At 58.5% G+C, this 25477-nt stretch carries 19 protein-coding genes and 1 CRISPR repeat array (1 of these 20 cut by a window edge); of the genes, 10 read left to right on the forward strand and 9 right to left on the reverse strand.

Features of this window, described 5'->3' with window-relative positions:
• Positions 1-212: 212 nt before the first annotated feature.
• Positions 213-1097: a DUF3034 family protein gene (locus tag AD944_RS09565; protein ID WP_045541643.1), complete on the reverse strand. Its 885-nt coding sequence runs from the start codon at positions 1095-1097 to the stop codon at positions 213-215.
• Between the two features lie 4 nt (positions 1098-1101).
• On the opposite strand from AD944_RS09565, the gene AD944_RS16785 reads away from it, so the two are divergent.
• From AD944_RS16785 to AD944_RS09610, 10 genes are all read left to right on the forward strand, one after another.
• Positions 1102-1344 (forward strand): hypothetical protein, encoded by a 243-nt coding sequence (locus AD944_RS16785; RefSeq protein WP_145912783.1) that lies wholly within the window; start codon positions 1102-1104, stop codon positions 1342-1344.
• 523 nt (positions 1345-1867) lie between these two features.
• Positions 1868-4273, forward strand: a complete 2406-nt coding sequence (locus tag AD944_RS09570; RefSeq protein ID WP_236709145.1) for a TonB-dependent receptor — start codon at positions 1868-1870, stop codon at positions 4271-4273.
• Positions 4274-4805: 532 nt separating this feature from the next.
• Positions 4806-7625 carry a DNA polymerase I gene (polA, locus tag AD944_RS09575; protein ID WP_045541644.1) on the forward strand — a complete coding sequence of 940 codons (2820 nt, stop codon included), beginning with the start codon at positions 4806-4808 and terminating at the stop codon, positions 7623-7625.
• A 3-nt stretch (positions 7626-7628) separates the two neighbouring features.
• Positions 7629-8243, forward strand: coding sequence for an SCO family protein (locus AD944_RS09580; RefSeq protein ID WP_006559410.1), 615 nt, complete (start codon positions 7629-7631; stop codon positions 8241-8243).
• 368 nt (positions 8244-8611) lie between these two features.
• Positions 8612-10264, forward strand: a complete 1653-nt coding sequence (locus tag AD944_RS09585; protein WP_045541645.1) for an ABC transporter substrate-binding protein — start codon at positions 8612-8614, stop codon at positions 10262-10264.
• Complete coding sequence (locus AD944_RS09590; RefSeq protein WP_179946462.1) at positions 10261-11301, forward strand: ABC transporter permease; 1041 nt, start codon at positions 10261-10263, stop codon at positions 11299-11301. Before AD944_RS09585 ends, AD944_RS09590 begins: the two co-directional genes overlap by 4 nt.
• Before the next feature lie 13 nt (positions 11302-11314).
• A complete protein-coding gene (locus AD944_RS09595) occupies positions 11315-12289 on the forward strand; it encodes an ABC transporter permease (RefSeq protein WP_045541647.1) in 975 nt (324 codons plus the stop codon).
• Positions 12279-13412 (forward strand): ABC transporter ATP-binding protein, encoded by a 1134-nt coding sequence (locus AD944_RS09600; protein ID WP_082666560.1) that lies wholly within the window; start codon positions 12279-12281, stop codon positions 13410-13412. The genes AD944_RS09595 and AD944_RS09600 overlap by 11 nt, the downstream gene beginning before the upstream one ends.
• A gap of 43 nt (positions 13413-13455) precedes the next feature.
• A complete protein-coding gene (locus AD944_RS09605) occupies positions 13456-14460 on the forward strand; it encodes an ABC transporter ATP-binding protein (protein WP_045541637.1) in 1005 nt (334 codons plus the stop codon).
• A 54-nt stretch (positions 14461-14514) separates the two neighbouring features.
• Positions 14515-15279, forward strand: a complete 765-nt coding sequence (locus AD944_RS09610) for a lysophospholipid acyltransferase family protein (RefSeq protein WP_045541638.1) — start codon at positions 14515-14517, stop codon at positions 15277-15279.
• Between the two features lie 314 nt (positions 15280-15593).
• Here the strand turns inward: AD944_RS09610 and AD944_RS09615 are convergent, their stop codons facing one another.
• The 8 genes from AD944_RS09615 to AD944_RS09650 all read right to left on the reverse strand — a co-directional run bounded on the left by AD944_RS09615 (position 15594) and on the right by AD944_RS09650 (position 24678).
• Complete coding sequence (locus AD944_RS09615; RefSeq protein ID WP_045541639.1) at positions 15594-16169, reverse strand: hypothetical protein; 576 nt, start codon at positions 16167-16169, stop codon at positions 15594-15596.
• Between the two features lie 74 nt (positions 16170-16243).
• Complete coding sequence (gene cas2, locus AD944_RS09620; RefSeq protein ID WP_035379909.1) at positions 16244-16534, reverse strand: CRISPR-associated endonuclease Cas2; 291 nt, start codon at positions 16532-16534, stop codon at positions 16244-16246.
• A gap of 3 nt (positions 16535-16537) precedes the next feature.
• Complete coding sequence (gene cas1c, locus AD944_RS09625) at positions 16538-17578, reverse strand: type I-C CRISPR-associated endonuclease Cas1c (protein WP_035379906.1); 1041 nt, start codon at positions 17576-17578, stop codon at positions 16538-16540.
• A 6-nt stretch (positions 17579-17584) separates the two neighbouring features.
• Positions 17585-18232, reverse strand: coding sequence for a CRISPR-associated protein Cas4 (gene cas4, locus AD944_RS09630; protein WP_145912784.1), 648 nt, complete (start codon positions 18230-18232; stop codon positions 17585-17587).
• A gap of 6 nt (positions 18233-18238) precedes the next feature.
• Complete coding sequence (gene cas7c, locus AD944_RS09635) at positions 18239-19192, reverse strand: type I-C CRISPR-associated protein Cas7/Csd2 (protein ID WP_045541640.1); 954 nt, start codon at positions 19190-19192, stop codon at positions 18239-18241.
• Positions 19189-21012: a type I-C CRISPR-associated protein Cas8c/Csd1 gene (cas8c, locus tag AD944_RS09640; protein ID WP_045541641.1), complete on the reverse strand. Its 1824-nt coding sequence runs from the start codon at positions 21010-21012 to the stop codon at positions 19189-19191. Before cas8c ends, cas7c begins: the two co-directional genes overlap by 4 nt.
• Positions 21009-21689: a type I-C CRISPR-associated protein Cas5c gene (gene cas5c / locus AD944_RS09645; RefSeq protein WP_045541642.1), complete on the reverse strand. Its 681-nt coding sequence runs from the start codon at positions 21687-21689 to the stop codon at positions 21009-21011. Before cas5c ends, cas8c begins: the two co-directional genes overlap by 4 nt.
• A 589-nt stretch (positions 21690-22278) precedes the next feature.
• Positions 22279-24678, reverse strand: coding sequence for a CRISPR-associated endonuclease Cas3'' (locus tag AD944_RS09650; protein WP_045541650.1), 2400 nt, complete (start codon positions 24676-24678; stop codon positions 22279-22281).
• Positions 24679-24957: 279 nt separating this feature from the next.
• Positions 24958-25477: direct repeats of the CRISPR family, unit length 32 nt; unit sequence GTTTCTATCCACGCTCCCGCACGGGGAGCGAC (it continues 643 nt past the right edge of the window).

The following is a 25477-nucleotide window of genomic DNA, read 5'->3' on the forward strand; positions in this document are numbered from 1 at the left end:
ACTCTTCACTCTTCACTCTTCACTCTTCACTCTTCACTCCGCGCTAGTGGTCACGCCCGGTCGGAGCAAGTGATGGGGCGTAAAAACTGCTTTTTCTTCCACAACTATTATCAAAAAGCATCTTGCAAAAGAGATGATCTCAAACGCAAGAAGACCGGCCTGATACACCTGAGGGGCCAGACACCACCTTCAAGCAGCTTGGCACGCCTCCCTTAAAACCCGGTCTGAAGTGAGAAATAGGCCCCCGTCTGGGTGCGGTAGGTTGCGATGGTGCCCAGTGATACATAAGCGGCTGTGATATTCAGGTGTTTGTTGACAAAATAGCTGGCGTACACATCAAACCAGTTGCTTTCCGGCGTGAAGTTCTGGTTACGCGGTTTGGTTCGATATTCCACCCCAACCACAAGCCCCGGAATAAAGGACGGCAGATACCCAAGGGAGCCTTCAAACTGCGGGTAATAATTATCGTTCCTGTCCCCCCCAAAGCCCAGAATACCCCACTGGTTGCCTTTGGTCAGCCGCAGGGTGGTATCAACCAGAATCCCTATTTTGGGAAAAAGCTTGGTAACAGCAACATAAACATCCGCGCCATCTATATGTTTGGACCCCACGGCATGAATGACCTTGGCGTCTCCATCATGTTTGTACATGGCCCCGACTGACACCTGCGGCAGAAGTGTTTTATCCAGAACATGACCAAACAGACGCACCTTGATGCCGCCTGTATCCAGATCAAACTGATAGCCCCGGCCAATACCCAGCTTGGCGCCCGTGCCGCCAGTCTGGAAGAAATTGTGAGAATAGGAGAGTTCAACGCGGTCATAAAACCCCATCAACGCGCCCACGTTCTGGTCCGTATAGTTGGTGACATTCACATAACTGTAGTGAAACGCCATACCCATGCTCTTTTTACTGCCATACCCCCCAATGGTGGCCCAGCTTGCAATACCACCACCGCTTGACCCTTCCAAAGAACTCAGCCCACTGGTGCCCAACGTTCTCTGCCCATCAAAAAGCGCGTTGAAGGAAAGCGGATCAGGCTGACCCGCGCCATCTTCCGCCGAAGCAGGCTGTTCCGTTGCCGGATGAAGGGACACCGTCGTGCCTCTGGCAGCGGATGCACGCCCTACCGGCCGTTGGTTGCCTGTAGCCGCAACGGCTGCCGCTGTGCGAGATGTGGCCGCAACAGGTGCAGCGGTGGCAGCAAAAGCAGACGCCAAGCCTGCCCAGATCGTAAAGAAAGATGCCGTAAGAACACCACCAGCCCGCCCGACCTGCAACGTGGCAGAGAAAGGAAGCCTCTCCTCCCTTTTTGACGTCTGTTGTGAAAAAATGCGCCTGTGACTATGGTTTGTGACCCTGCTTTTTACGGACATCTCTCTTCTCCCTTGGCGGGAACAGGGTACACAGCGGTTGCTGTCACTTGGCATCACGTGTCCGTTTATGGCGTAGCGGAAGAGAGGCAGACGGCCTTTGATCTCCTCATTCTGTGCGTATATGTTATTCAGTAACCGTAACAAGCGCCCTGAAAACCACAAAAACCTTTACCTTGCCTTCACGGAGCAGCGTGCAACCTACCCGCCGCACGCCACGCAGATGGCGCAGGGACACATACCAAAAAGACTGGCTTTTTCCCTTTTCCATGCTCTTTTTACTACGTCAGAAGCATGCTGCCCTTCATACAGGCACGCTGGCTGGAACCGGTTGAAGCGTGAACGTTCGCGTTTGAACACCCCCTTCCCCACCGGTTACGGCTGAGGTTGCAAATCCATTCTAACAAAAATGTTATATTATAACATTTGAGCCTTTTGGAAATCTCGCTAGTCTATAAAAAACTCAATAAAATCCGATGAAAAGTCTGATCTGCATGCCGCGTTCCCTGTCTTCTCCTCCCGATCGTGCCCTGGCTTCCGTGCTTGTGCTGGCTACGGCGCTCTCCGGCCTGTGTGGCACGCCTGAAGCAGATGCCGCCGCAGAAACATCCAGCACGACTAAGGAAGAAACAACGCGCGAGCAGAAAAAAGAAGACACAGCGCCTGCGCACCCGGAATATGTTACCGTAAAAAGCCACACTACCGCAGATGGCACCACAGGCCGCACCGCAGGCGGCGGCCTGATGCCGCAACAGCGTGCACCCCACGCACAAAGCGGCCTGACGCGGGACTACATTGCCCGCCAGAGCCCTACCGAAAGCCCGACTGCCATGATCGCGGCCCTGCCCGGGGTGATCTATTCCGCTAATGACCCGCTCGGCACGAATGATGACCAGCAGGGGCTTTCCATCCGCGGGCTGGACCAGACGGAAATCGGGTATCTGTTTGAAGGCGTACCCGCTGCCCCGCCGCTTTTCCTGATGCCTTACACCTCCGCCACGGCAGATACGGAAAACATCAGTTCCGTCACCCTCACACAAGGCGCGGCGGAAGCCACGGCACCACTTTACAACGCGGTAGGCGGCCAACTGAGCGTGCACATGATCAAACCGCGCAAAACAGCAGGCGGTTTTATGGATCTTTCTTACGGGTCCTATGCGCTCAACCGTGAATTCCTGCGGCTAGACAGTGGAGAAATAGGGCATACAGGCGTAACCGGCTTTGCCTCCTTTTCCTACCGCAACGCCAACCAGTGGCGCGGGGCCGGAGACAGCCCACGCTACCATGTGGACAGCCGCCTGCTACGGGAATGGGGCAAGGGCAGTTCTGCCTCGCTCATTTTTTCCTTCAACCGGCAGCGGCAATATTACCTGCGGGCTCCTACACGTACGCAGTGGCATGCCAGTGGCACCCATTTCAATTATGCATCCCGTTATACGGAAGGTGACAGTTCCTATTACCTGTTGCAGGAAAACGCCCGTGCCCAAACCTTGCTGACAGCCCCACTGGAATTCAGGCTGAACCGGCATTTCCATCTCTCGCTTACGCCCTATTTCATTTATGTCGCGGGGTATGACGGGTTTGGCGCCACGCTTGACCCGCAGCACAGCTATCAGGGCAACCAGCCTGCCGGGCCGCTACAGGCCAGTACAGGCCCCCAGACAGGCCAGATTACTGCTGTTGCAACGGATACCTTCAAGCAGGCGCATTCCGGCATCACGGCTTCCCTGCGCTGGGATGCTGGCCGCAACAGCCTGACAGGCGGCGCGTGGTATTCCTATTATGATTACTCCAACCCCTCCCGGTATGCTGCCGTGGATGCAAATGGAGGGGTTTCCAACATGCGGGGCTATTACCCTATTCTCACGGCATCAGGAGAACCGCTGACATCCTATAACTCGCATCTGGTGCAACAGGTGAATGCCCTGTTTGTGCAGGACCGTTTTCATGCCCTGTCCAACCGGCTGACTCTTTCCGCCACGTTTCGCGCCATTATGGTAACGCGCACCATCAGCAATCAGCTTGCTGGTGCACGTTACCGCAACGGGGCCAGCTATTTCTCGCCCCAGCCACAGCTTTCCGCCAGTTATGATCTGACACCGCATAACCAGATCTTCCTGAACGGGACAACAGGGTTCCGCGCCCCCTCCGGCATTTCCAGCTATAATGACCGCTTCAGCGTGGCCACCGGTGCGCAGACCCGCAGCGCCACCAGTGACACCCGCCCCGAATACTCCATTGGCGAGGAAGTGGGCTACCGCCACACCGGGCTGGTGAACGTCTCCGCTGCTCTCTTCAATTACAACTTCACAAATCGCCAGATCAGCACAACAAGCAACCTGAATGGTGCGTTGGTGACGGAATCCCTCAATGGAGGGGGGCAGACGGCCCGCGGCGCGCAGCTTGAGGTAGGACTCAAGCCCTGGCACCATTTCAGCCCATACCTGTCGGGCCAGTATATTCACGCTACCATAGACAACAACCTGAAATCCGGCATGGATTACCTGCCCACACGCGGCAAAAAAGCTATTCGTACACCCGATTTTTCCGGCAGTATTGGCCTGTCCTATGATGACACGCATCTGTTTGGACAGTTCACGCTCAATTACGTGGGGCCCACCTATTCCACCTTCATGAATGATGAGCGTATTCCGGGCTTTGTTACGGCCAATCTCAGTATGGGTTACCGGTTACGGCAGGTGGGCTTTGCGCGGTCTCCCCAGATCCAGCTCAATCTGATCAATCTTGGCCAGTCGGGTTATCTGTCCGGGGTGAACAGCGTTTCCGCCAATGCCCGCACCACGCAGGGCGTTTACGGCACCCCCATTGCCGGAAGAGCCCCCACCTATTTTGTCGGCGGTGGTTTTGCAGGGGTCGTCTCCGTCTCGACAGATTTTTAAAGGCAGCTTGAAAAGTAACTATGGAGGGGTTGGAAACCCTCCAGCCCATCCTTCTTATGCGCAAGAACATCGCTGCGTTGTGGGGACTTCATAAAAGCCTCTTGAACCTCATATGCTCGAACCTCGCCTTGCACCTGTTTGTCATCAGAGCCAGCGGACAAAGTCTATCCTCAGATCGTTCTTGCTCATGTTTCCGGTCTGCTCTTAAGCGCCAGTAAGGGATCGTCCTGCCGCTTCGCTATGCTGCTTTGTGGAACAGACGCCACAACGGCAACAGGAACCGACCAAAGCCAGCCCCGATACAGAAAGACCACAGACGCTCCGCTCCCCCTCACGCCAACGTCTCTCTGATGGCGCAATAGGTCCTCTCCCTCCGCGTGCAGTGCAGCGGCTGTCCTTGCCCTGTGTGGACGAAGGCATGCGCGCATGTTGTGTGAACGCTGGACATCGGGGCGAAGGACGCATATCCCAAACGCATGCTTTTCTTCCCTGCACGGCCGTGTCCGGCAGCCCTTCAGCCGGTAGCCTTATCATGACCCAATCTGACGCACCTCATCTGGTTCTGGTGGATGGCAGCGGCTTCATCTTCCGCGCCTTCCATGCCCTGCCCCCCATGACCAGCCCGCACGGCGTGCCGGTAAACGCCGTGTATGGCTTCACCAACATGCTGGCCCGGCTGCTGCGCGAACATGTTGGCACGCATCTGGCGGTTGTGTTTGATGCCGGGCGGCACACCTTCCGCTCAGACATTTACCCGCAATACAAGGCGCACCGGCCGGAACCGCCGGAAGATCTGCGCCCGCAGTTCGGGTTGATCCGTGATGCCACGCAGGCCTTCAACGTGCCCGGCATTGAGCTACAGGGCTGGGAGGCAGATGATCTGATCGCCTCCTACGCCACGGCGGTCCGGAAGATGGGCGGCACCTGCACCATTATCTCCTCCGATAAGGATCTGATGCAGTTGATCGGCCCCGGCGTGTGCATGCTGGACCCCATCAAGCAGACCCCCATCGGCCTGCCGGAAGTGGAAAAGAAGTTCGGCGTGCTGCCTGAAAAGGTGGTGGACGTGCAGGCCCTGATGGGGGACTCCACAGATAACGTGCCCGGCGTGCCCGGCATTGGGCCCAAAACAGCCTCCGCCCTGATCAATGAATTCGGCACGCTTGAAGCCGTGCTGGCCGCCGCGCCGGAGATGAAAAAATCCAAGCGGCGGGACATGCTGATCGAACACGCGGATGCCGCCCGCCTCTCCCGCCGGTTGGTGGAACTGGCGTGTGATGTGCCCCTGCCCATGCCGGTGGAAGAACTGGGCGTGCGGGAGCTGGATAAACCCGTTCTGGCTGACTGGCTGGAAGACATGGGCTTTGGTTCCGTACTGAAACGGCTGGGCATGGGGCATCCTTCGGGCGCCCATGCGCACCGGGCGGCGCACGCCATGGTTCAGGCATCTGTCAAAGGGGCTGCGGCACCAGACGCAGCCCCTGCTGCTGCTGGCCCCAGCGAGGCCGCAACCGCCGCCATGGCAGCCGCCTATGGCCCGTATGAAACCGTACGCACGGCAGAAGCCCTGCAAAAATGGGTTAGCGCCGCGCAGGAAGCCGGCCTGTGCGCCGTGGATACGGAAACCGATGGGCTGGACCCGCTGCACGCCAACATGGTGGGGCTTTCCCTTGCCACAGCGCCGGGCAAAGCCTGCTACGTGCCGCTACGGCATGAAGGCACGCTGGAAGAACCAGCAGGCGAACAGCTTACGGCAGACGCGGCACTGGACATCATGCGCCCACTGCTGACGGATGAGAGCGTGCTGAAGGTGTTCCAGAACGCCAAGTTTGACCTGCTGGTGTTTGACCGCGCAGGGCTGGACTTCAGCACCATCGGCCCGGTGGATGACACCATGCTGATCTCCTACGCGCAGTCCGCCGGGTTGCATGGGCAGGGCATGGATGAACTTTCCACCCTGCATCTGGGCCACTCCCCCATCAGCTATGACAGCGTAACCGGCACCGGCCGCAACCGTATTCCGTTTGCGCAGGTGCCCGTGGGCCGCGCCACGCAATATGCTGCGGAAGATGCGGATGTCACGCTGCGGCTGTGGCATGTGCTGCACCCCACCCTGCGCACCAATCAGGCGCTGGCGCTGTATGAGCAGATCGAACGTCCGCTCTCCCCGGTGCTGGCGGCCATGGAAAAAGCGGGCATTGCCGTTGACCGGGCGGAACTGGGCCGGTTGTCCGAAGATTTTGCGGCCCGTATGGCCGTGATGGAAAAGGACATCTACGAGACCGCAGGCCGGGAGTTCAATGTGGGCTCCCCCCGCCAGCTTGGGGAAATCCTGTTTGACGAGATGGGCCTGAAAGGCGGCAAGCGCGGCAAGGCTGGCGCATGGAGCACGGATTCCTCCGTGTTGCAGGATCTGGCCGATCAGGGCCACGCCCTGCCGGAAAAGGTGCTGGCATGGCGGCAGCTTGCCAAGCTGAAAAGCACCTACACGGATGCCCTGCTGCGCCAGACCACCACGGAAGACCGCGTGCATACGTCCTTCCAGATGGCCATCACCACCACAGGGCGGCTTTCTTCCAACGAGCCGAATTTGCAGAACATTCCCATCCGCACGGAAGAAGGTGGGCGTATCCGGCAGGCATTTATTGCGCCCAAGGGCAAGAAACTGGTGTCTGCCGACTATTCACAGATCGAACTGCGGCTGCTGGCGGATGTGGCGAACATTCCGGCCCTGCGGGAAGCCTTTGCGCTGGGGCAGGATATTCACGCCCGCACGGCATCCGAAGTGTTTGGTGTGCCGCTGGAAGGCATGGATGCCCTCACCCGCCGCCGCGCGAAGGCCATCAATTTCGGTATCATCTACGGGATCTCGGCCTTCGGGCTGGGGCGGCAGCTTGGTATTCCGGCAGGGGAAGCACGTTCCTATATTGATGCGTACTTCGCCCGCTACCCCGGTATCCGGGATTACATGGAGCGCATGCGCGAGGAAGCGCGCCTGCACGGCTATGTGCTCACCCCGTTTGGCCGCCGCTGCTACGTGCCGGGTATTCAGGAAAAAAGCGCGGCCCGCAGGCAGTATGCAGAACGGCAGGCCATCAACGCCCCACTTCAGGGGGGGGCTGCGGATATTATCAAACGCGCCATGGTACGCCTGCCACGCGCCCTGAAAGACGCCGGGCTCTCCGCCCGCATGCTGCTACAGGTGCATGACGAACTGCTGTTTGAAGCAGATGAAGCCGAAGCGGAAACCGTGGCCGCTCTGGCCCGTGAGGTCATGGAAGCCGCGACAACACTTTCCGTACCGCTGGTGGTGGAAACCGGCATTGGCCGCAACTGGGCAGAGGCACATTAAGACATGACTCCTTCTGAAAAACGCTTTGCACTGATTGGCGTTGCCATTCTGGCCGTTGCCGGTGCGGGCAGCTACATGGCCACCCGCTTTGCCATGCACCACGGCCCCACCCTGAGCACCTATGGCAATGAGGTTGGTGGGTCTTTCCGCCTGATGGACGCCACAACCGGCACCATGACGGACCAGACCTTCCGTGGCCGCTGGATGCTGGTGCTGTTTGGCGCCACCCACTGCGCACAGGATGCGTGTGAACCCGCCCTGCGGAACATGTCCGCCGCGCTGGACAAGGTGGACCCCGGCAAGCGCAAGGCTGTAATCATTTTTGTCAGCCTTGACCCGGACCGTGATGATGCAGACCGCCTGCGCCAGTACGGTGCGGCCATTGGCCCGCGCGTGGTTGCTGGCACCGCCGCCCCGCGCTCTCTGGAAGCGCTGACGCAGGAATATCACGCAAAAATTGAAAAAGTGGATGACCCTGAATGGCAGTACACCATGCGCATGTCGCCCCGCTTTGTGGTGATGGACCCGGATACGCGCTATAAGGGCACTGTGGACGCCAACCAGAGCGCGGATGAAATGGCCGAGCACCTCGCCACCATCATGAAGCCGCAGGACTAGGCTGTTAGCCGTCTTTCTGGTGAAAGGGGTTACGGGCCACGCCTCTCCCTAAAGGAGCAAAGTTGAGGGTTCGAAAAACCCACCTTTTTCAGTCACGACGGAATCATAACGCCTTGATACCGCTCGTGACAGAAAGGCCCGGATAGGGGTTTTCCGAACCTGCCAAGAGCACCGGACCGTCCGCAGGAAACAGAAACGGCAGCATGATACAGCGGCGTCTTATTTCAGATAATGCACGGGCTTCGGTCTCCCTTGTGGGACTTTCGCCTTTATCAGCGGTCATTGAGGCAGCGTGTGGCTCTCGGCTCCGCGCTCATGGCCGAAGGCGGTGGGTTAATAAAACCGCCCTTTGTGCAATTACGGGCATCATGCTGCTGGCCTCAAACGGGGAAGCTGTGGCCTCGGCCGCGCCTGCTTCCGCTCCGTTGCCCCACAGTGGGGGCACCTTGCGTCTCACGGCCCAGAGTTCCGGCGGCACGCTGGACCCGCAGGTGGCGTATATGTCCCTCACCCGGCAGATTGAAACGCCGGTGTATGATACGCTGCTGGCTTATCCCAAATTCTCCGGCCCCGGCGCGCTGCCGGTTATTGCCAATCTGGTAGAACAGATGCCCACGCCGGAAGAAGGAGGCCTGACCTACCGGCTCACACTGCGCAAGGGTATCCGCTTCTCCAACGGCCAACCGTTGGGGGTGGAGGATGTTGCGGCCTCCTTCCGCAGAGTGTTCAAGGTCGGCAGCCCGACCGCTGGCCCGTATTACAGCCACATTGTGGGGGCGGACGCCTGCCTGAAAGACCCCGCCCACTGCACACTGGCAGGCGGTGTGGAAACAGATGCCACCACCCGCAGCGTGGTGTTTCACCTCAGCACACCAGATCCGGATTTTCTGGAACATCTGGCATGGGGGCACGCCGCCATTCTGCCCGCCAGCACCCCGCCGCATGACATGGGCAATAGCGCGCCACCCGGCACCGGCCCCTACCGCATAACGGCTTATGACCCCACCCAGCATCTGGAGATGGAACGGAACCCGTATTTTCAGGAATGGGCACATGAAGCCCAGCCCGCGGGCTACCCGGACCATATACGCCTGACCTTCGGGCTGGAGCCGGAATCTGAAGTCACGGCCATTGAAAACAACCAGTATGACTGGATGTATGAGGACGTACCGCTCGACAGGCTGGGCGAAGTTGGCTCACGCTATGCCGCACAGGTGCAGCTTTATACATTGCTGCTGTATTATTACGCGGCCCTGAACACCACACTGCCGCCGTTCAATTCCCTCAAGGCGCGGCAGGCGCTGAATTACGCCGTCAATCGCCATGCCATGGTGATCTATCATGGTGGCCCTGCCGTAGCCGTGCCGCTCTGCCAGCTTCTGCCCGAAGGCGCGCCGGCTCATCAGTCGTCCTGCGCCTACACCAAAGGAGCCTCACCCGAGCATCCCGCCGCGCGGTGGCAGGCCCCGGACCCTGAAACCGCCCGCAGGCTGGTGCGGGAGAGTGGCACGGCAGGGCAGAAAGTCACCATCGTCGCGCCGCTGGATGGGCGCTACGGCTCCATGGCCATGGAGCTGCGCAGCACGCTTGCCGCCATCGGGTATGATGCCGTGGTGCGCAGCATGACGCAGACAGTGCAGTTCCCCTACGTTCAGAACAGTGACAACCACGTGCAGGTCGCGCTGACCGGATGGCAGGCGGATTATCCCTCCGCCGGAGGCATCCTGCACACGCTGTATTCGTGCGAGAGCATCCACCCACATTCCGATAACTCGCTGAACATGTCCGCCTTTTGTGACCCCACCATTGAAGACCAGATGCAGCACGCCGCCGCCCTTGCGCTGACTGACAAACCCGCCAGCGCACAGGCATGGGCAGCAGTGGACCGGGCACTGATGGCACAGGCGCCCGCCGTGCCGCTGGTGCAGATCAAACGGGTTACGCTGTTGTCAAAACGCGCGCGTAACGTCATCGTAACACTCAATGATGAAATTCTGCTCTCCCAGCTTCAGATCCAATGACGGCTGATTGTTCTTCTGCTTCCGGCACGGGGGTTCCGGTGCCCGCACCCGCGCGCCCGCCTGGCCCCTGGCGCAAGGCGGGCCGCACGCTGCTGCGCAACCGCTCCGCCATGGCAGCGCTTGGCGTGCTGGTGTGCATGACCATCGCCTGCCTGCTGGCCCCCCTCTATGCGCACGATGTGGCGCGGGTGGACCCGTTCACCTCCAACGTGGCAGGCAGCATAATGCTTGATGGGCATGAGGTGGACATCATGCAGCCCAATGATAACCCGCTGCATCTGGGCCTGAGCCCCATCGGGCCAACGGGCCACGCCGCTTACCTGCTGGGGGCGGACAGTCAGGGGCGCGATGTTGCGGCCCGTCTGCTGTATGGGGGCCGTAACTCGCTGCTGATTTCCGCCTGTGCAGCGGTGCTGTGCCTGCTGCTGGCCGCCACCGCAGGCATTGCCGCCGGTTTTTTTGGCGGGCTGATGGATACCGTGCTCTCCCGCCTGATGGATATCATGTGGGCGGTGCCGGTCTATCTGTTCGCTATCTCGCTTTCCATTGTTACGGTCAGTCAGGGCCTCAAGCTGGGGCCGTTCGTGATCGAGGCAGATAATCTGCTGATCCCCATTGTCATTATCGCGCTGGTATATGTGCCCTATGCCGCGCGGCCCATTCGTGGCCGTGTGCTGGCATTGCGGCAGGCGGAATTTGTTACGGCGGCGCGCTGCCTTGGCGTGCCCCGCTGGCGCATTGTGCTGTTTGATATCCTGCCCAACGTGATGACAACGCTGGTGGTGCTCGGCCCGCTGCTGATGGCGCTGGCCCTGCTGGCGGAAAGCGCGCTCTCTTTCCTCTCCATTGGTGTGCAGGCCCCTGCGGCATCCTGGGGCACCATCATTCAGGATGGCGAAGGGCTGATCTACACGCGCCCCATGGTGGCCGTGGCCCCCGGCCTTGCCATTGTGATTGTGGTGCTGGCGCTGAACATTCTGGGCGATGGCCTGCGGGACGCGCTGGATGTGCGTGATGCCGCACGGCGGTCTTCATGAAGGAGCGCACGCCATGATCACCGCCCTGCTGCGCCGCCTTGGGCAGACAGTCTTTGTGCTGTTCGGTATTTCCGCGCTGGTGTTCTGCGTGTTCTTCGCAACACCGGGGGCAGATCCCACCGCCCGCATTGCCGGGCGCAACGCCTCCCCCCAGACCATGGAGAAAGTGCGCAAGGAATACGGGTTCGACCGCCCCTTGCCCGTGCAGTACGCCACCATGATGAAGAAACTCTTCATCACGCGCGATCTGGCCTCCTACGTGGACCGTGGCGAACTGGTTGTGCCGGAAATTGCCCGTGCGGCTCCGGTTACGGTGTCTCTGGTATGCGGGGCGGCGCTGATCTGGGTGGTGGCCTCCATCGCCATGGGCACGCTGGCCGCTGCCATGAAGGGGTCATGGGTGGACCGTGGGCTGATGATGCTGGGGCTGATTGGCATTTCCATGCCGGTGTTCTGGCTGGGCCAGGTGACCAACCTTATTACCCAGAGCCGCTACCATGATACGTGGCTGTTCTCCTGGGTGCCGGGGCTGGGCTACGTGCCGTTTACGGAAAGCCCGCTCGGCTGGTTCAAGGCGCTGGTCATTCCGTGGGTGGTGCTGGCCGTGATGTTCATTGGTATCTACAGCCGCGTGCTGCGGGCTGATCTGGTGGCGCTGGCGGGCGAGGATTTCATGCGCACGGCACGGGCCAAGGGGCTTTCCCCCACCCGTGTGCTGCTGCGCCATGGGTTGCGCACCTCCATGGTCACATTTGTCTCCCTCTTCGGGCTGGATTTCGCGCAGCTTGTGGGCGGCGGCGCCCTGCTGACGGAAGTGGTGTTCGGGCTGCCGGGCGTGGGACGGCTGACCTATCAGGCGCTCACCAATCTGGACCTGCCGCTGATCATGGCCACGGTCATGTATTCCGCCGTGTTTGTTGTGCTTGCCAATGCAGTGGTGGACAGCGTTTACCTGCTGCTGGACCCAAGGGTACGTGATGCCAGATAACTTTCCTTCCGCACCCGTTCAGCCCTCCCCCACGCAGCACACCGCCGCGCCGCTGCTGGCGGTGCGTAACCTGTGCGTCAGCTTTCCCTCTGGCGGCAGGATGATCCCCATTGTGGAGAATGTTTCCTTCACGCTGGCGGAGCGGGACATCTTGGGGCTGGTGGGGGAATCCGGCTCCGGCAAATCCGTAACCGCCATGGCGCTGATGGGGCTGATAGACAGCCCCGGCGTGCAGATCACCGGCTCTGCCCTGTTCCGGGGGCAGGAACTGGTGGGCCTGCCGCAAAAGCAATTGCGCCGCCTGCGCGGGCGGCAGATTGCCATGATCTTTCAGGACCCCATGACAGCCTTTACGCCAGTTTACACCATCGGCTGGCAGATTGATGAGCAGATCCGCGCGCATGAACGCCTCTCCCGCAAGCAGGCCCGCGCCCGCACGGTGGACCTGCTGGCGGAAATGGGCGTGCCGGACCCTGCCCGCACGGCAGACCGCTACCCGCACCAGCTTTCGGGCGGCCTGCGCCAGCGCGCCATGATTGCCATGGCGCTTTCCTGCAACCCGGCACTGCTGATTGCTGATGAACCCACAACCGCGCTGGATGTGACCGTGCAGGCCCAGATTCTGGACCTCATCCGTGGTCTGCGCACCGCCTATGGGTCCTCCGTCCTGCTGATCACGCATGACATGGGCGTGGTGGCGGAAACGTGTGACACGACATTGGTGCTGTATTCCGGCCGGGTGGCGGAAACCGGGCCAACACAGGCGCTATTTGCTCAGCCGGGGCACCCCTACACCGCCGCATTGCTGGCCTCCATTCCGCCGCTGGATGGCCCGCGCCCAGAGCGCCTGCCCGCCATTGCCGGTGCCCCGCCCGTTCCGCTGGAACGCCCCGCGGGTTGCGCCTTCAGCCCCCGCTGCCACTACGTGCATGAGGCATGCCTGCCCGCCCCTCCACCGCCGCTAGTACCCGTCGGCCCACATCAGAGCGCTGCCTGCGTGCTGTCCACGGAGGGCACGCCGTTGCCCCCACGGCTGATATCGGCGTGTGCTTCAGCCGCTGCGTCCATACGCCATCAGGCTGCTCCCACGCCCCCGCCGTCTCATGGGGAGGTCTCCCCATGAGTATGCTGTCCCGCACTCTCTCCTCCATGCAGGAGCACACGGCATGAGTGCTTTTCCCGTGTCCTCTCCTGAACAGGGTGGCGCGCCGCTGCTGAGTGTGCGGGCGTTGCGCAAGACCTATTCCCTCCCACGGGGGCAGACGCTCAAGGCGGTGGATGGCGTTTCGCTTGATGTTCTGCCTGGTGAGGTTCTGGGGCTGGTGGGTGAGTCCGGTTGTGGCAAATCCACACTGGGGCGATGCCTGCTGCGGCTGACGGATGTCTCCTCCGGCCAGATCACGTTTGAAGGGCAGGACATCACCCATCTGGGCGAGCGCGCGTTGCGGCCCCTGCGCCAGCGGATGCAGATGGTGTTTCAGGATTCCTACGCCTCGCTCAACCCGCGCCGCCGCATTGGTGATCTGCTGGCCGAGCCCCTGCGCGTGCATCCCGGCCCAGACGGGCGCAAACGGCCTGCCGCTGCCATCACCGCCCGCCTGCATGAGTTGATGGACCTTGTCAGCCTGCCGGTTACCGCGCTGGACCGCTACCCGCATGAGTTTTCAGGCGGTCAGCGGCAACGCATCAACATTGCCCGTGCGCTGGCGCTCTCCCCCCGGCTGGTGGTAGCGGACGAACCCGTTTCCGCGCTGGATGTGTCCGTGCAGGCTCAGATTGTGAACCTGTTTGCTGATCTGCAAGCCCAACTGGGGCTGACCTACGTATTTGTGGCGCATGATCTGGCGGTGGTGCGGCAGATTTCCACCCGCGTGGCGGTCATGTACCTGGGTGCTGTGGTGGAGCTGGGTGAAACGGATGACGTGCTGCATCATCCGGCCCACCCCTACACCGCAGCCCTGACGCAGGCCGTGCCCCGCCCGGTGGTGGGCGCGTCCCGGCACCCGCCCCTGCGCGGCGATATTCCAAGCCCGGTGGCCCGGCCCTCCGGCTGCCGTTTTCATACACGCTGCCCCATGGTGCAGGACCGCTGCCGCGTTGAAGACCCTGCGCTGCATACGGTGCGCCCCGGCCATCAGGTCGCGTGTCACTTTCCACTGGCGGCGGACTGAAAGGGCCAGTATGCAGGGGCTTCCCTGCGCCTGCCGGAGAAAGCCTGAGCCCGCATGTTCCGCTTTTCTGCTTTAAGTGCCTGCCTGCGCTTTTACAGTTCCCTGATGGTGATTGCCGTCATTTTTCTGGCGCTGGATGCTGGGTCTTTCGTGCTGCGCCACCTTCTGCCTGACGGCCCCCGCCGCCGCAGGCTGGGGCGGGCGTGGCTGCACGGCGTCGCACGGCTGGCTATCCGCTATCTTCAGGCAGCGGGCATTGTAGCGTGTGATATGGATGCATTGGCCCCGTTGCGCACGGAGCACAACCTTGTGTTGGTGGCCAATCATCCCTCGCGGCTGGATAGCCTGATTCTGGCTGCCGCCCTGCCCAACATGACCTGCGTCACCAAAGCCTCCATCTGGGAGCGCCCCACCTTGGGCAGCACACTGCGCACGGCGGGCTACCCCCGGCATGACAGCCTTTTGCGCCTGATTGGCCCCGCCAGCCAGAGCCTGAAAGAAGCGGGGCAACTGCTGCTGTTTCCGGAAGGCACACGCTCCCGCCCCGGTGCGGAACCCGGCGCGTTTCAACCCGGCTTTGCCGCCATTGCCCAGCGCACACGGGCAAACGTGCAGCCATTGCTGATTGAAACCAATTCCCCGTATCTGTCACAGGGCTGGCCCTTTCTGCGTCGCCCGCCCCTGCCCATGCGCTACCGCGTGCGCCTCGGCCCCCGCTTTCCCGCCCCGGCACGAGATGAAGCCAGCGGCCGCGCCTTGGTGGACGCCGTTGAAACCCTGCTGAAGCAGGAACTGAGCACACCCAAAGCAGACTTCTAAGATCTGCCAGAAGAGGCCGTTTAAAAGACTTTTTGAAAAGTTGAGGATATCAGTCCGGTTATCTTTCAACAGCGGAACAGGGTGGATTTCGCTCAGATAGTCCCATTGGAAGCCGATAGAACCGGCATTTCAGGCTTAAACGCTCGTTGTGCCGGGCAAACGCTGGCTTTTCACATATGGAACGCCTTAGTCGCCCTTATCTCCATATTCTTAAACACCGTTCTATTCTTGTCAGGCCAAAAGCGACCTTGAAAGAACCTTATGGGGTATGACCACAAAAGTAGCGCCCCCATTCCCTCAACCCCAGCTAATGCCTAGATCGCGCCCTCAATCTCGGTCACTCGGGAGACGCACTCGCGGAAATCCTTCGCTTTTTCCATAAAGCCCACCATGCTGATGACCCATGTGTCCTCATCTCCTGTGGGAAAGCCAATCACCAGCCAGCCGCTATGTGAGAGACCTGTAAACAGGATACGCAGATCATCCATATCCAGCGTGGTGGAAAGCGTGTCGTTCGCGCCGAACATGGTATAGCTCTGCTGCCATTTTTCGGCTTTTGCGCTCTGGAAGATCAGCTTGATGTTCTCGCCCGTCATGTCTGGCCAACTGGTTTCCTCCACCATGAGCGTGTGGTGCGGGTAGGTGCGCTGGCCTGTCAGCAACGCCAGTTTACGCCCATCGCTGAATGTACCTTCAAGCTGACAGAACGCGCCGCCATCCTTGCTGTCAGACTGTTTGACGTCCCACGTCCCGGCATCCGGCACCACCACTTTGGGAGAAGGCTCCGCCTGCTGCGCGCTGGAGGCCGGTGGCGGCTTCTGCGCCCACGCAGCCCCGCCGCTAGAGGCCAGCAGAAAAAGACACCCCCCTAAAACGCTCAGTCTGGTCATGCTCTTACGCTCCCGTCATGCCGCTATGGTAGAGGCCGCACCCGCTGTTTGACAATCAGGGAATGATGGACAGATCAAAAGACCAATGGACCTTCCAGATCCAGCACCGGCTTGGCGCCCACATGTTCCACCCGCTGCTTGCCCTTTGCACCCAGTTGATAAAACCGCAGGCTGTCCTTGCTCTCATCTGCCTCCGCCAGCAGACGGTGCCGCAACTCCGCCCATTGGGCCGGGTCAACCTCGCACTCAAACACGGAATGCTGCACACGCTGCCCGTAATCCAGACACGCACGGGCTACACGCCGTAACCGCCTTCTGCCTGCTGCGTCCTGAGTGTTCACATCATAGGTTATTAAAACCAGCATGACTTATTTCCAGATAAACGCCGGGTAGGCATCCAGATCTCCCCTCAGATGACGGGCCAGAAGCAGTGCCTGCACATGGGCCACCAGGCCGAACGTCATGCTCTCGTTCAGGAAAGGGTGACGCACTTCCTTCTTTTTTCGTTCCTGCCAGGCTGTCAGCACCGTTTTACGCGCGTCATCCTGCAAGGTCACGCCTCCGCCTTCATGGCACACAAAATCTTCCGCCCTGATCTGCCCCCGGTTGATAAGGCTCAGCGCAACCCGATCAGCCAGAACAGGACGCAGTTCTTCCATAATATCCAGCGCCAGACTGGCTCTGCCTGGTCGATCAGCGTGCAGAAACCCCACCTGCGGGTCCAGCCCCACGCTCTCCAGTGCGGAACGGCAATCATGCCCCAGCAAGGCGTATAAAAAAGACAACAGGGCATTCACCCGATCCAGCGGTGGTCTGCGCGACCGCCCGCCAAAATGGAACGCCGGATTATCTGAACGCACAAACCGCGGAAAAACGCCAAAATATACTCGCGCAGCCTCACCTTCCACACCACGCAAAGTTTCCATATCCGTCACGCGCACAATGCGCCGTGTAGTATCTGTCAACCATGCTTCCGCTGCCTGAAGAGCTTGCGTCGCCTCCGCCGGAAGAGAGGCCCCGTAATCACGCAAGGTTCGCCTGACCACCGTACGCTGGTTGGCTACCTTTGCCGCCACCACATGACGGGCAATGGCGATACTCCGTGCAGGATCATCTGCAACACGATACTGCGTGCGCCGCAACAGCACATTGCCAGAACGTGGCCCTTCAACCCGCGCCAGAAACCGCCCATATGGCGAGAGGTAGGAAAACGCGATACCTGCTTCCGCACAGGCAGCCAGCAATGCGGGCGAAGCCCCTATGTGGCCAAAACACATGATGCCTTCCAACAGATGCAATGGTGCGCGGCCACGCTCCTTGCCCTCCACCTCCACCACAACATTTGCCCCATCTTTTTTCAGCCAGGCATTTTCAGTGGTAACATAAATGGTGTTCAGGTGCTTACGCATCAGCCTTCAGCTTTCCAGAGTTTTCAGAAACCAGGCCTGAGCAGATGCCTTTTTCTCCAACCGGCGCGGCTGACACATTTCCTCCAGAGAGCACTGCCCACACGCCTTGCGCCACACGGGCGGCGGTGTTTGCCCGGATGCAAACAAAGCCTGTACGGTCTGCGCGATATCCCGCGTCAAAGCGCGCAAGTTCTCATCAAACACAACAATGGTGCGCCTGTGCGGCCTGCCATAAAACAGCGCCCCTTCCGGCACCGGACAGCCGAACATTTCTTCCAGGCACTGGGCCTGCGCGCAAAGCTGCACCTCATCCGCCCGATGCGGTTTGAGGCTGCACCGTTTGCATTCTACCGGGTAAGGTCGGGCCATCTCTCCCTTGCCGTGCAGTTCCACAACATCCGCCTTGCCAAACACCCCCAGCAGGAAAGAGCGCAAAGGCACGGCCCGCAGGATCTTCACACCCCGCCTGCGTTCAGGTAATCCGGCATCCACCGTTTCATGCAGGATACGGCCTTCCGCCGTGGCACCATTTTCCGCCCATTGTTGTTCCACGTGAATCAATGCGCACTGGCGCGGGCAGAACAGGTAGTGCTGCAAAGCCGAAATGGGAACAAGGCGGTCTTCCTCCTCCTGCGCTTTCGGCTCTGGCATCATGCTGCGTTACCGCTCGATAATCTCAACACCCTTAGGCAGGTTCGTGCTGTCTATTTCAATGCGGTAATCATTCCAGTAGCGGGCGGGTGGCCAGTTATCCATGGCCGGGTTGTGGCTGGACGCATGGTCCACCTGATAGCTGGAGCCCTGATAGGTGCGATAAGTCTTGACCCGATCAAACAGATCCTGCGCACGGGCGTTGCCCAGAGCGCTTGCATGTTTGAAAACAACCAGCTTGCGGGTGGCCATTTCACCCCGCGCGGCGGACCGATCCGTTTCAAACATGTTGCTCAGAGCAGACCACAGCAGTTCCAGATCATCCTCGGAAAACCCGGTGCCCTTTACAGGATGAGACGCCAGCGGTGCGGACACAAACCCATGCACCCGATACAGCCCATAAGGCACAATATGCTTGCGGCCCATGGTGCGACCACCTTTTTTCTCAGCATCGGCCTCGGTTGTGGCAGCCATACGGGTGATGGAAATTTCAAGCGGCACAACAGGTTCTACAGAATGAGCAAACGTGAACTGCACCGGCCCACGCACCTGTCCTGCATTGACCCCCGTGGTCATGACTGCGCCAAAAGTGCGGATATCCCAGAAGTTGGCGCACATCCACTGGGTCAGCGCGCGTGCTTTTTCCACATCTTTGGGCAGCTTTTTCAGCTCTTCATCCTTCTTGGCTTCCGGAACAATGGCCGCCCACGCGCGCTTGTTCTGAACGTTCAGCGTGGCCCCTTCACTGACGTAAATTTCAAAGCCGGCTTTATCACCCTGAACATCGGCAATGTAATTCCGCACCTTGCGTTTGAGCGCCACATCTGACACCAGCCCCTTGTTGGTTTCCGGGTCCAGCCGCGGCAGGTTGCCTGCGTCCGGGTCTCCGTTCGGGTTGCCATTGGTGACATCAAAATACAGGACAAACTCATAGCGGTTTGTAACGGGTGCTGCGGTGCTCATGCGTTGTCTTCCTCTTCTTCAACACCCTGTTCGGGAAGGGCTTGCCCGTCTTTCTGTCCGGCCAGTTTGGCCTTACGCTGCTGGTAATACCCCAGAGCAAATTCCCCCTGTTGTTCCAGCGGCAGAGAGCGCGGAAAGGAAAGAGGCTCCGCCGGTTGAATACGGTCGAATATTTCTTCCAACTCTTTTTCAATCAGGATTGCCCACCCCGGCAGTTTTTTCCGCAACGCTGCCAGATGGTTCTGCCCGTTGCGAATAATAACAGGGAAAATACTGGCAGGCGTTGCGGATGCTGCCCCGAAATATTTATCGCGCATGGTGGTGTTCAGCCCACCCAATGCGCCCTTCTGCGCCAGTTCATACACCGCGAACAGGCGGCCAAGCTGGTATCCTACATTCGGATAATCCCGATTCAGGCTCACGGGTATGCTCTCCTTTTCTGAAAGGCTTGGGTTGGTTTTGCGCTTTTTCCGTTGCAATACAGCGCGGATAGCAGCGGCGTGCCAGCCGTTTTCGGGGTTATCGCCTGCCCGCAACCGCATGATGGTGGCGGAAAGCCATGTGCGCGGATAAAAGCCACCCGAAAGAATGGCCTGCATCAGATCTCCTGCCAGATGCGCTGGAATGTTCTCAAATTTTTCCTGCATGGCAGTTGTTTTGGCGAGTAGAAGTGCAGGAGACGGCAATTTGCGCCATGGCGCTGGCTCCAACGCCATATCCTGATAATGCAGGGCAATATTGCGCACAAAAGCCCCGAAGGAATCAGACAACCAGAAACGCACCGAAACACGCGCGGCATTAGGAGCCAGACCGAGCACATGAAAGCGCACTCCTTCGGTCAAAAATGGCCAAACCTCATCTGGCCTGCGGCCTCTGGCAATACTTTCGAGTGCATCACCAATTTTGCGGCTTTCGGTTTCATCCAGATTTTCAATGGCCAGCAGATGACAGCCAAGTTCATCAGCCTCTTCCGCCACCTTTGCATCTGCGGCATCTGCCCAGAACACAAGAGTGGCATCACCTATGGGGCGAGAAAGGCGGTTACGGCTCCCTTTCTGCAACATGCGGTTCAGCGCGGTGCCATACTGAAACGCCGCTAGTTCCGATGTAGGGGCATTCTCCCCCTGCGCCTTACCATAGGATGTAAAAGCATCATTATTGAAAGAGACCAGCGCTGCACCAGCAGTTTGTGCTCCCTGCACCCCTTTGACGACCGGATGCAAACGCGCAGGCGCGCAATGCTGACCTGTTACCAGACAGAAACTCTCTTCAGGTTCGCTTCCTCCTGTCTGCGCCAACTCAGCCACCAGTTTCTTGGCTGCCGGACGTTCATGCAGACGTTTTCTGTCTCCATCCAGTTCGAACATGATGTTCGCGTCCAGCATGTCCGGTGTGAACGGCGCAGCATCAAACCGAGCAGGAGACCAGCTTTGCAAAAACGCCTTGAACGCCAGTAAACCTTCGTCCTGCGTTTCCCCTATCTTTTCCAAGTTATCCTGCACAAAAGCCGCATGTTCCTGCGCCGTGCGTTTGCCCGCGCCTGCTGTTCGCCCCAGAACATAGGCTGATTTATCCCATAGAAAATTGGGAGATATTCCAGCAGTGCGTTTGACTGCGGCAGGTACTTTCATAAGGGTATCAAAAGGCTTTTTACCATCATGGTTGCGAAGATCCTTCACATCCACCACGTTTCCAGCTTTATCCAATACAATGGACCAGCCGAATTTTTCCTGGCTCCAGCCTGGCTCTTCCGCATCTGGCATGCGTTCATAAAACCGGACCAGCGCCTGCAATGGCCCCTGACGGATTTCCGTTTTCATGCTGCCAGTTCCGGGCTGTCTGCTGAGGGCACCTCAATCACGCCATTGCGGATATGGGCACGGAAAAACCGTGATACATTGCCATGCGCAAAATCAATATCATGCAGCATCCACCCAAGATCTATATTCTCCGCCGCATCCTCCTGCGCCAAAAAAGTGGATGTTGGCAGTGGCGCGCCATCCGGCAACAGAGCGAAGTCCGCTGCAAATTCCCGCGTACCCAGATACGGCCGATGAAAGCACTGCCCGGCTTCTGCGCGCCGATTGAATATACTGATATGTTTTGCCGCTGTTTCACCCGGACCAGCTTTCTCTGTCATGGTAAAATGGGCTTCAATCACATAAGCCACATCCAGCAGGATAGTTGCCGCCCGTTGCTGCCGGTTTTCTTCAACAGAAAGCCCCAGCCCATCCGTACGTCCTGCCTTCATGGCCGTGGCGGCATTGCGGGCGTTGGCTTTGGCCCCAACCTCATTGCGCCGGATGGTGCCAAACTGAATGGGCTTCAGCACATGAACACGGTCAATATGCCACCGGATGGCAGGCTTCCAGTGAATAGCTTCAAGTATTCCACGTGCTGCCGATGGTGTGATCACATCATAGCTAACACGTTCAGACTTGAACTCCGGACGGGTAAAACAGGCGCGTTCGCCCCAGATATGCAGTCTTACCCCCATAGAGCCCTCATACCATCACAATTACATTAAGATTAAATGACCGATTTTAGAAAAATTGTAAAACAAATATTTTTATACCCCCTTTAATAATAATAGAAATTTTTAATTTATTCCGCTGATTTATACCCCCAATCAGGAAAACAAGTATCGAATTTGTAAAATCACTTCACACCCACACTGGCAAACAACCTCACCTCATCTGCCAAAACAAACACACTTGCTTTACTCCCCAGTACCTTGGTAAGGGAGTCACACAGAAAAACACATCATAATATAAAGCACATATTGTGAATAACAAACCATCATGGTGGGTTAAAAAAACTCCTCCCCGTGCATATGTTCGCACCTTCGCTCTTGCCATCAAAATCTCACTTGTGCTTCCTATCCCTTCCGCTTTGGTTGATGTGGCGCCACAAACATTTACTTCGGGACATAACGCCCCTTGGACAGCAAATGCTCCACCTAGCTATCAATACCCCCAAAGCTTTGTCGTTCAAGTTATCTAGTCGCTTGAACGTGGATTGAAACATAATTTGCGCATCATGGTATGAGATCCTGAGTTACCCTGAAGGGTTTATACTTTTCGGGATCACCAGATATTGCTTTCTTCCGTTCTGTAGGACGGGTCTTTCAGTTCAAGGCCGGTTTCCATGCTATACAGGCTGTTATTGTCCGCCTCCAGCACCACAAAACGATCTCCATACTGCTCCTGCCGCAAGACACGGCACAGACCATCCGCCACAAACTGCATACGCACTTTTTGGGGAACAGGAACCGTATAATGTTGAAGTTTACGTAGAGCACCGGCAGGCGGATAGTCCGCATACTCCAGATCTGAGATCAGAGTGCGTGCCGTTTCATCCCACTGGATGATAATAGGCTCCAAGGCTGTATCAATCATACGAAACGCGGCTGAAATGGTAGCAAAGGAAAACGTGAAGCTGCCAACGGTTTCAGCAATATCGGGCAGAATGGAAAAAGATGTGCTGCGTCCTCTCCCGTTCGGCAAGGTAGCGGCATCCAGAGCCTGATACCCCTTGTTGTAGTAAAGTTCCTGAAAATAGGCGTGTACGGCTTCTAAACTGAGCGGGTCCAATCCTCTCCGCAGCACGGCCCGCGTAGCCTCCCAAAACGGTATCGTGGACCGCAGCATACGTAATTTTGGCAAGACAGGAGGCTCTGTAGGCTCAGACAGAGTCTGGAAGGCAGGATCAAGGGCTTCAAACACAACAGTCCGCCCAAGCCCTTTCATACGCCCTTCCCGGTTGCATCGCCCTGCGGCCTGAGCAATGGAGGAAAGTCCCGCCGCCGCACGCCATACTTCTGGGAAATCCACGTCCACACCGGCTTCTATCAAGCTTGTGCTCACCAGCCTGACCGGCCTGCCCGCTTTGAGATCCTCTCTCACTTCCGCCAGAATTTTACGGCGATGCATGGGGCACATTAGCGTTGTCAGATGTCGTGCGCCCGGCATCTGGCCAATGTGGGCATAAAGTTCCTGCGCATGGGCGCGAGTATTGACAATGCACAGCATCTGCTCGCACTGCTCAAACCGCCTGCCTATTTCCTCATCCGTTACGGGTGTCTGGTTCCATTCAACCTGCACCCGCTTGAGTTGGGTATATAAATGTTCTGGATGCGGAGCCAGTTCACGCTGCCCGCCTATGGCGAACCCTTGCCGGGGAGCGCCTTCCCGCTGGGGCGGCAGAGCGTCGTCACATTTACGCAAAGCAGATTGTGTGGCGGTGCACAGCACAACGCTGGTTTTATACTGGTTTGCCAGTTCCTCCAGAACCGCCATACACGGGCGCAGAAGCGGCAAAGGCAGAGTTTGCACCTCATCAAGCACAATCACGCTGTTTGCTATATTGTGCAATTTACGAGATCGGCTGGTCCGGGCGGAAAAGAGGCTTTCAAAAAACTGCACTGTCGTGGTGACAATAATTGGCGCATCCCAATTTTCTGCATCACGCCGCAGTTTGTCCAGCCCGTCTCGCCCCTCCTGCTCGCTATCATTCTCACTATTCGGGCCGGGGCCATCCCAATCAAAATTGGAATGGTGCTCCAGAATATCATCGGGCAGGCTCAACGCCTCCCGAAAAACCTGTGCAGTCTGCTCGATAATAGACGTATAGGGAATAACATAAATCACGCGCTGCAAGCCGTGCCGCAAGGCATGTTCCAGCGCAAAACTGAGCGAGGTCAGTGTTTTGCCGCCGCCTGTTGGCACTGTCAGGGTAAAAAGGCCCGGCTTTTCCTCTGCTTTTTTGATTGCATGGTCCAGTATTTCCGCCCGCATGATATTGAGCGGCGTATCGGTTTTCCGACGGCTGGCCATATAGGCACGTATGGCCTCCACATGGCGCGCGGAAAGTTCTCCGCCTCGGGCTGGTGGCGGCAAGCCTTCTGCCTGAGCATAAAACCGTTCTGTTTCCAGAAAATCAGCATCTACCAGACAGGAAAACAGCATGCGCGTTAAAAAATACTGATAGAACCCCGGATAATCCGATTTCTCTTTCAGGCTATTTCCTGGCAAAAGTTGTTTGCGTTCCGGCAAGGAAAGCGCCAGCGTTTTCCATTGCTCATAGCATTCAAGAGGATAATGTTCTTTATCCAACCGCGCCAACAGGGCTGAAGGGCCGTCCTCATACCGGCCTTTCACAGCATTGGCCAACCCTGCATGGTGCCCCGCGATAACAAAGGCGAGTAAACGCCCCAGTTGCTGGCCATATAACGTTACAGCCTCACGTGCCCCCGCCGTGCTGTGATCTGGTCCCTTCTGGCTGACTTCTGAACTGATATAAGCCTGATACGCCGCAGATGCTTTACCAATATCATGCAAAAGCCCCGCAGCCCGCGCGAGCATGGCCAGTCCGAATGGCTGTGCAAAAAGCGCCCCTCTTTGCGCGACACACTCAAGATGCTCTCGCAAAGGTTCCCATCGCGCCTTGTCTGCAGGAGCAGGGAGAGAGTGCGCGTAAAGAACCACTGACCTCCCTTCCCCTCAGGTATCACTTATTCTTAATAAAATGTAATCATTCAGAATGACCTGTCACCATTGCTTATTAAGCAATCCTTACCTCCACTCTGCGCATAGATGCCCTGAAGCCCGCAAGAGCTTTAGTTCTCTCCTCCCGGCTTACGCCAACGCGCCTGCATGTGGCCCGCCAGAGAACATGACCAATTCGTGCTCTCCCCCCATATTTCTACCCACGGCCCCCACACGGGGAGCGACGTATGACGTTGGCCGTATTGCTGTTGCGGGACAGTTTCTATCCACGCTCCCGCACGGGGAGCGACAATCTCCAGAGGACGTGGAGAGCTGGCTGGCAGATGTTTCTATCCACGCTCCCGCACGGGGAGCGACCCTGCTGTAGCCATAACCATCGTTGGAGGGCCAGAGTTTCTATCCACGCTCCCGCACGGGGAGCGACATTGCATACAGACCATCCCTTTCTGGATTGGGAGGTTTCTATCCACGCTCCCGCACGGGGAGCGACGGATAATGACCCCTTCGGGTGACATCATTTTCGTGTTTCTATCCACGCTCCCGCACGGGGAGCGACCAGGCAAAAGCGGCTCTACAGCAGGCATCGTCCAGTTTCTATCCACGCTCCCGCACGGGGAGCGACTAGTGCCGGGACACCGGCGGCTACGGGGATATCCCGTTTCTATCCACGCTCCCGCACGGGGAGCGACCTCCGAGATGCTGGATCAGGCTGAGCGCCGAGCAGTTTCTATCCACGCTCCCGCACGGGGAGCGACGCCCAATCAAAGGTTCCGGTTCC

The organism is Acetobacter tropicalis (genome assembly GCF_001580915.1).
In the GTDB taxonomy this organism is placed as follows: domain Bacteria; phylum Pseudomonadota; class Alphaproteobacteria; order Acetobacterales; family Acetobacteraceae; genus Acetobacter; species Acetobacter tropicalis.

Bases quoted from the DNA above. Each gene is read 5' to 3' on its own strand.
- polA (WP_045541644.1), top strand. From the start codon at position 4,806: ATGACCCAATCTGACGCACCTCATCTGGTTCTGGTGGATGGCAGCGGC.
- cas7c (WP_045541640.1), bottom strand. From the start codon at position 19,192: ATGAGCACCGCAGCACCCGTTACAAACCGCTATGAGTTTGTCCTGTAT.
- AD944_RS09580 (WP_006559410.1), top strand. From the start codon at position 7,629: ATGACTCCTTCTGAAAAACGCTTTGCACTGATTGGCGTTGCCATTCTG.
- AD944_RS09600 (WP_082666560.1), top strand. From the start codon at position 12,279: ATGCCAGATAACTTTCCTTCCGCACCCGTTCAGCCCTCCCCCACGCAG.
- AD944_RS09585 (WP_045541645.1), top strand. From the start codon at position 8,612: ATGCTGCTGGCCTCAAACGGGGAAGCTGTGGCCTCGGCCGCGCCTGCT.
- AD944_RS09595 (WP_045541647.1), top strand. From the start codon at position 11,315: ATGATCACCGCCCTGCTGCGCCGCCTTGGGCAGACAGTCTTTGTGCTG.
- AD944_RS09615 (WP_045541639.1), bottom strand. From the start codon at position 16,169: ATGACCAGACTGAGCGTTTTAGGGGGGTGTCTTTTTCTGCTGGCCTCT.
- cas4 (WP_145912784.1), bottom strand. From the start codon at position 18,232: ATGATGCCAGAGCCGAAAGCGCAGGAGGAGGAAGACCGCCTTGTTCCC.
- AD944_RS09605 (WP_045541637.1), top strand. From the start codon at position 13,456: ATGAGTGCTTTTCCCGTGTCCTCTCCTGAACAGGGTGGCGCGCCGCTG.
- AD944_RS09610 (WP_045541638.1), top strand. From the start codon at position 14,515: ATGTTCCGCTTTTCTGCTTTAAGTGCCTGCCTGCGCTTTTACAGTTCC.
- AD944_RS09590 (WP_179946462.1), top strand. From the start codon at position 10,261: ATGACGGCTGATTGTTCTTCTGCTTCCGGCACGGGGGTTCCGGTGCCC.
- cas5c (WP_045541642.1), bottom strand. From the start codon at position 21,689: ATGGGGGTAAGACTGCATATCTGGGGCGAACGCGCCTGTTTTACCCGT.
- AD944_RS09570 (WP_236709145.1), top strand. From the start codon at position 1,868: ATGCCGCGTTCCCTGTCTTCTCCTCCCGATCGTGCCCTGGCTTCCGTG.
- cas1c (WP_035379906.1), bottom strand. From the start codon at position 17,578: ATGCGTAAGCACCTGAACACCATTTATGTTACCACTGAAAATGCCTGG.
- cas8c (WP_045541641.1), bottom strand. From the start codon at position 21,012: ATGAAAACGGAAATCCGTCAGGGGCCATTGCAGGCGCTGGTCCGGTTT.
- cas2 (WP_035379909.1), bottom strand. From the start codon at position 16,534: ATGCTGGTTTTAATAACCTATGATGTGAACACTCAGGACGCAGCAGGC.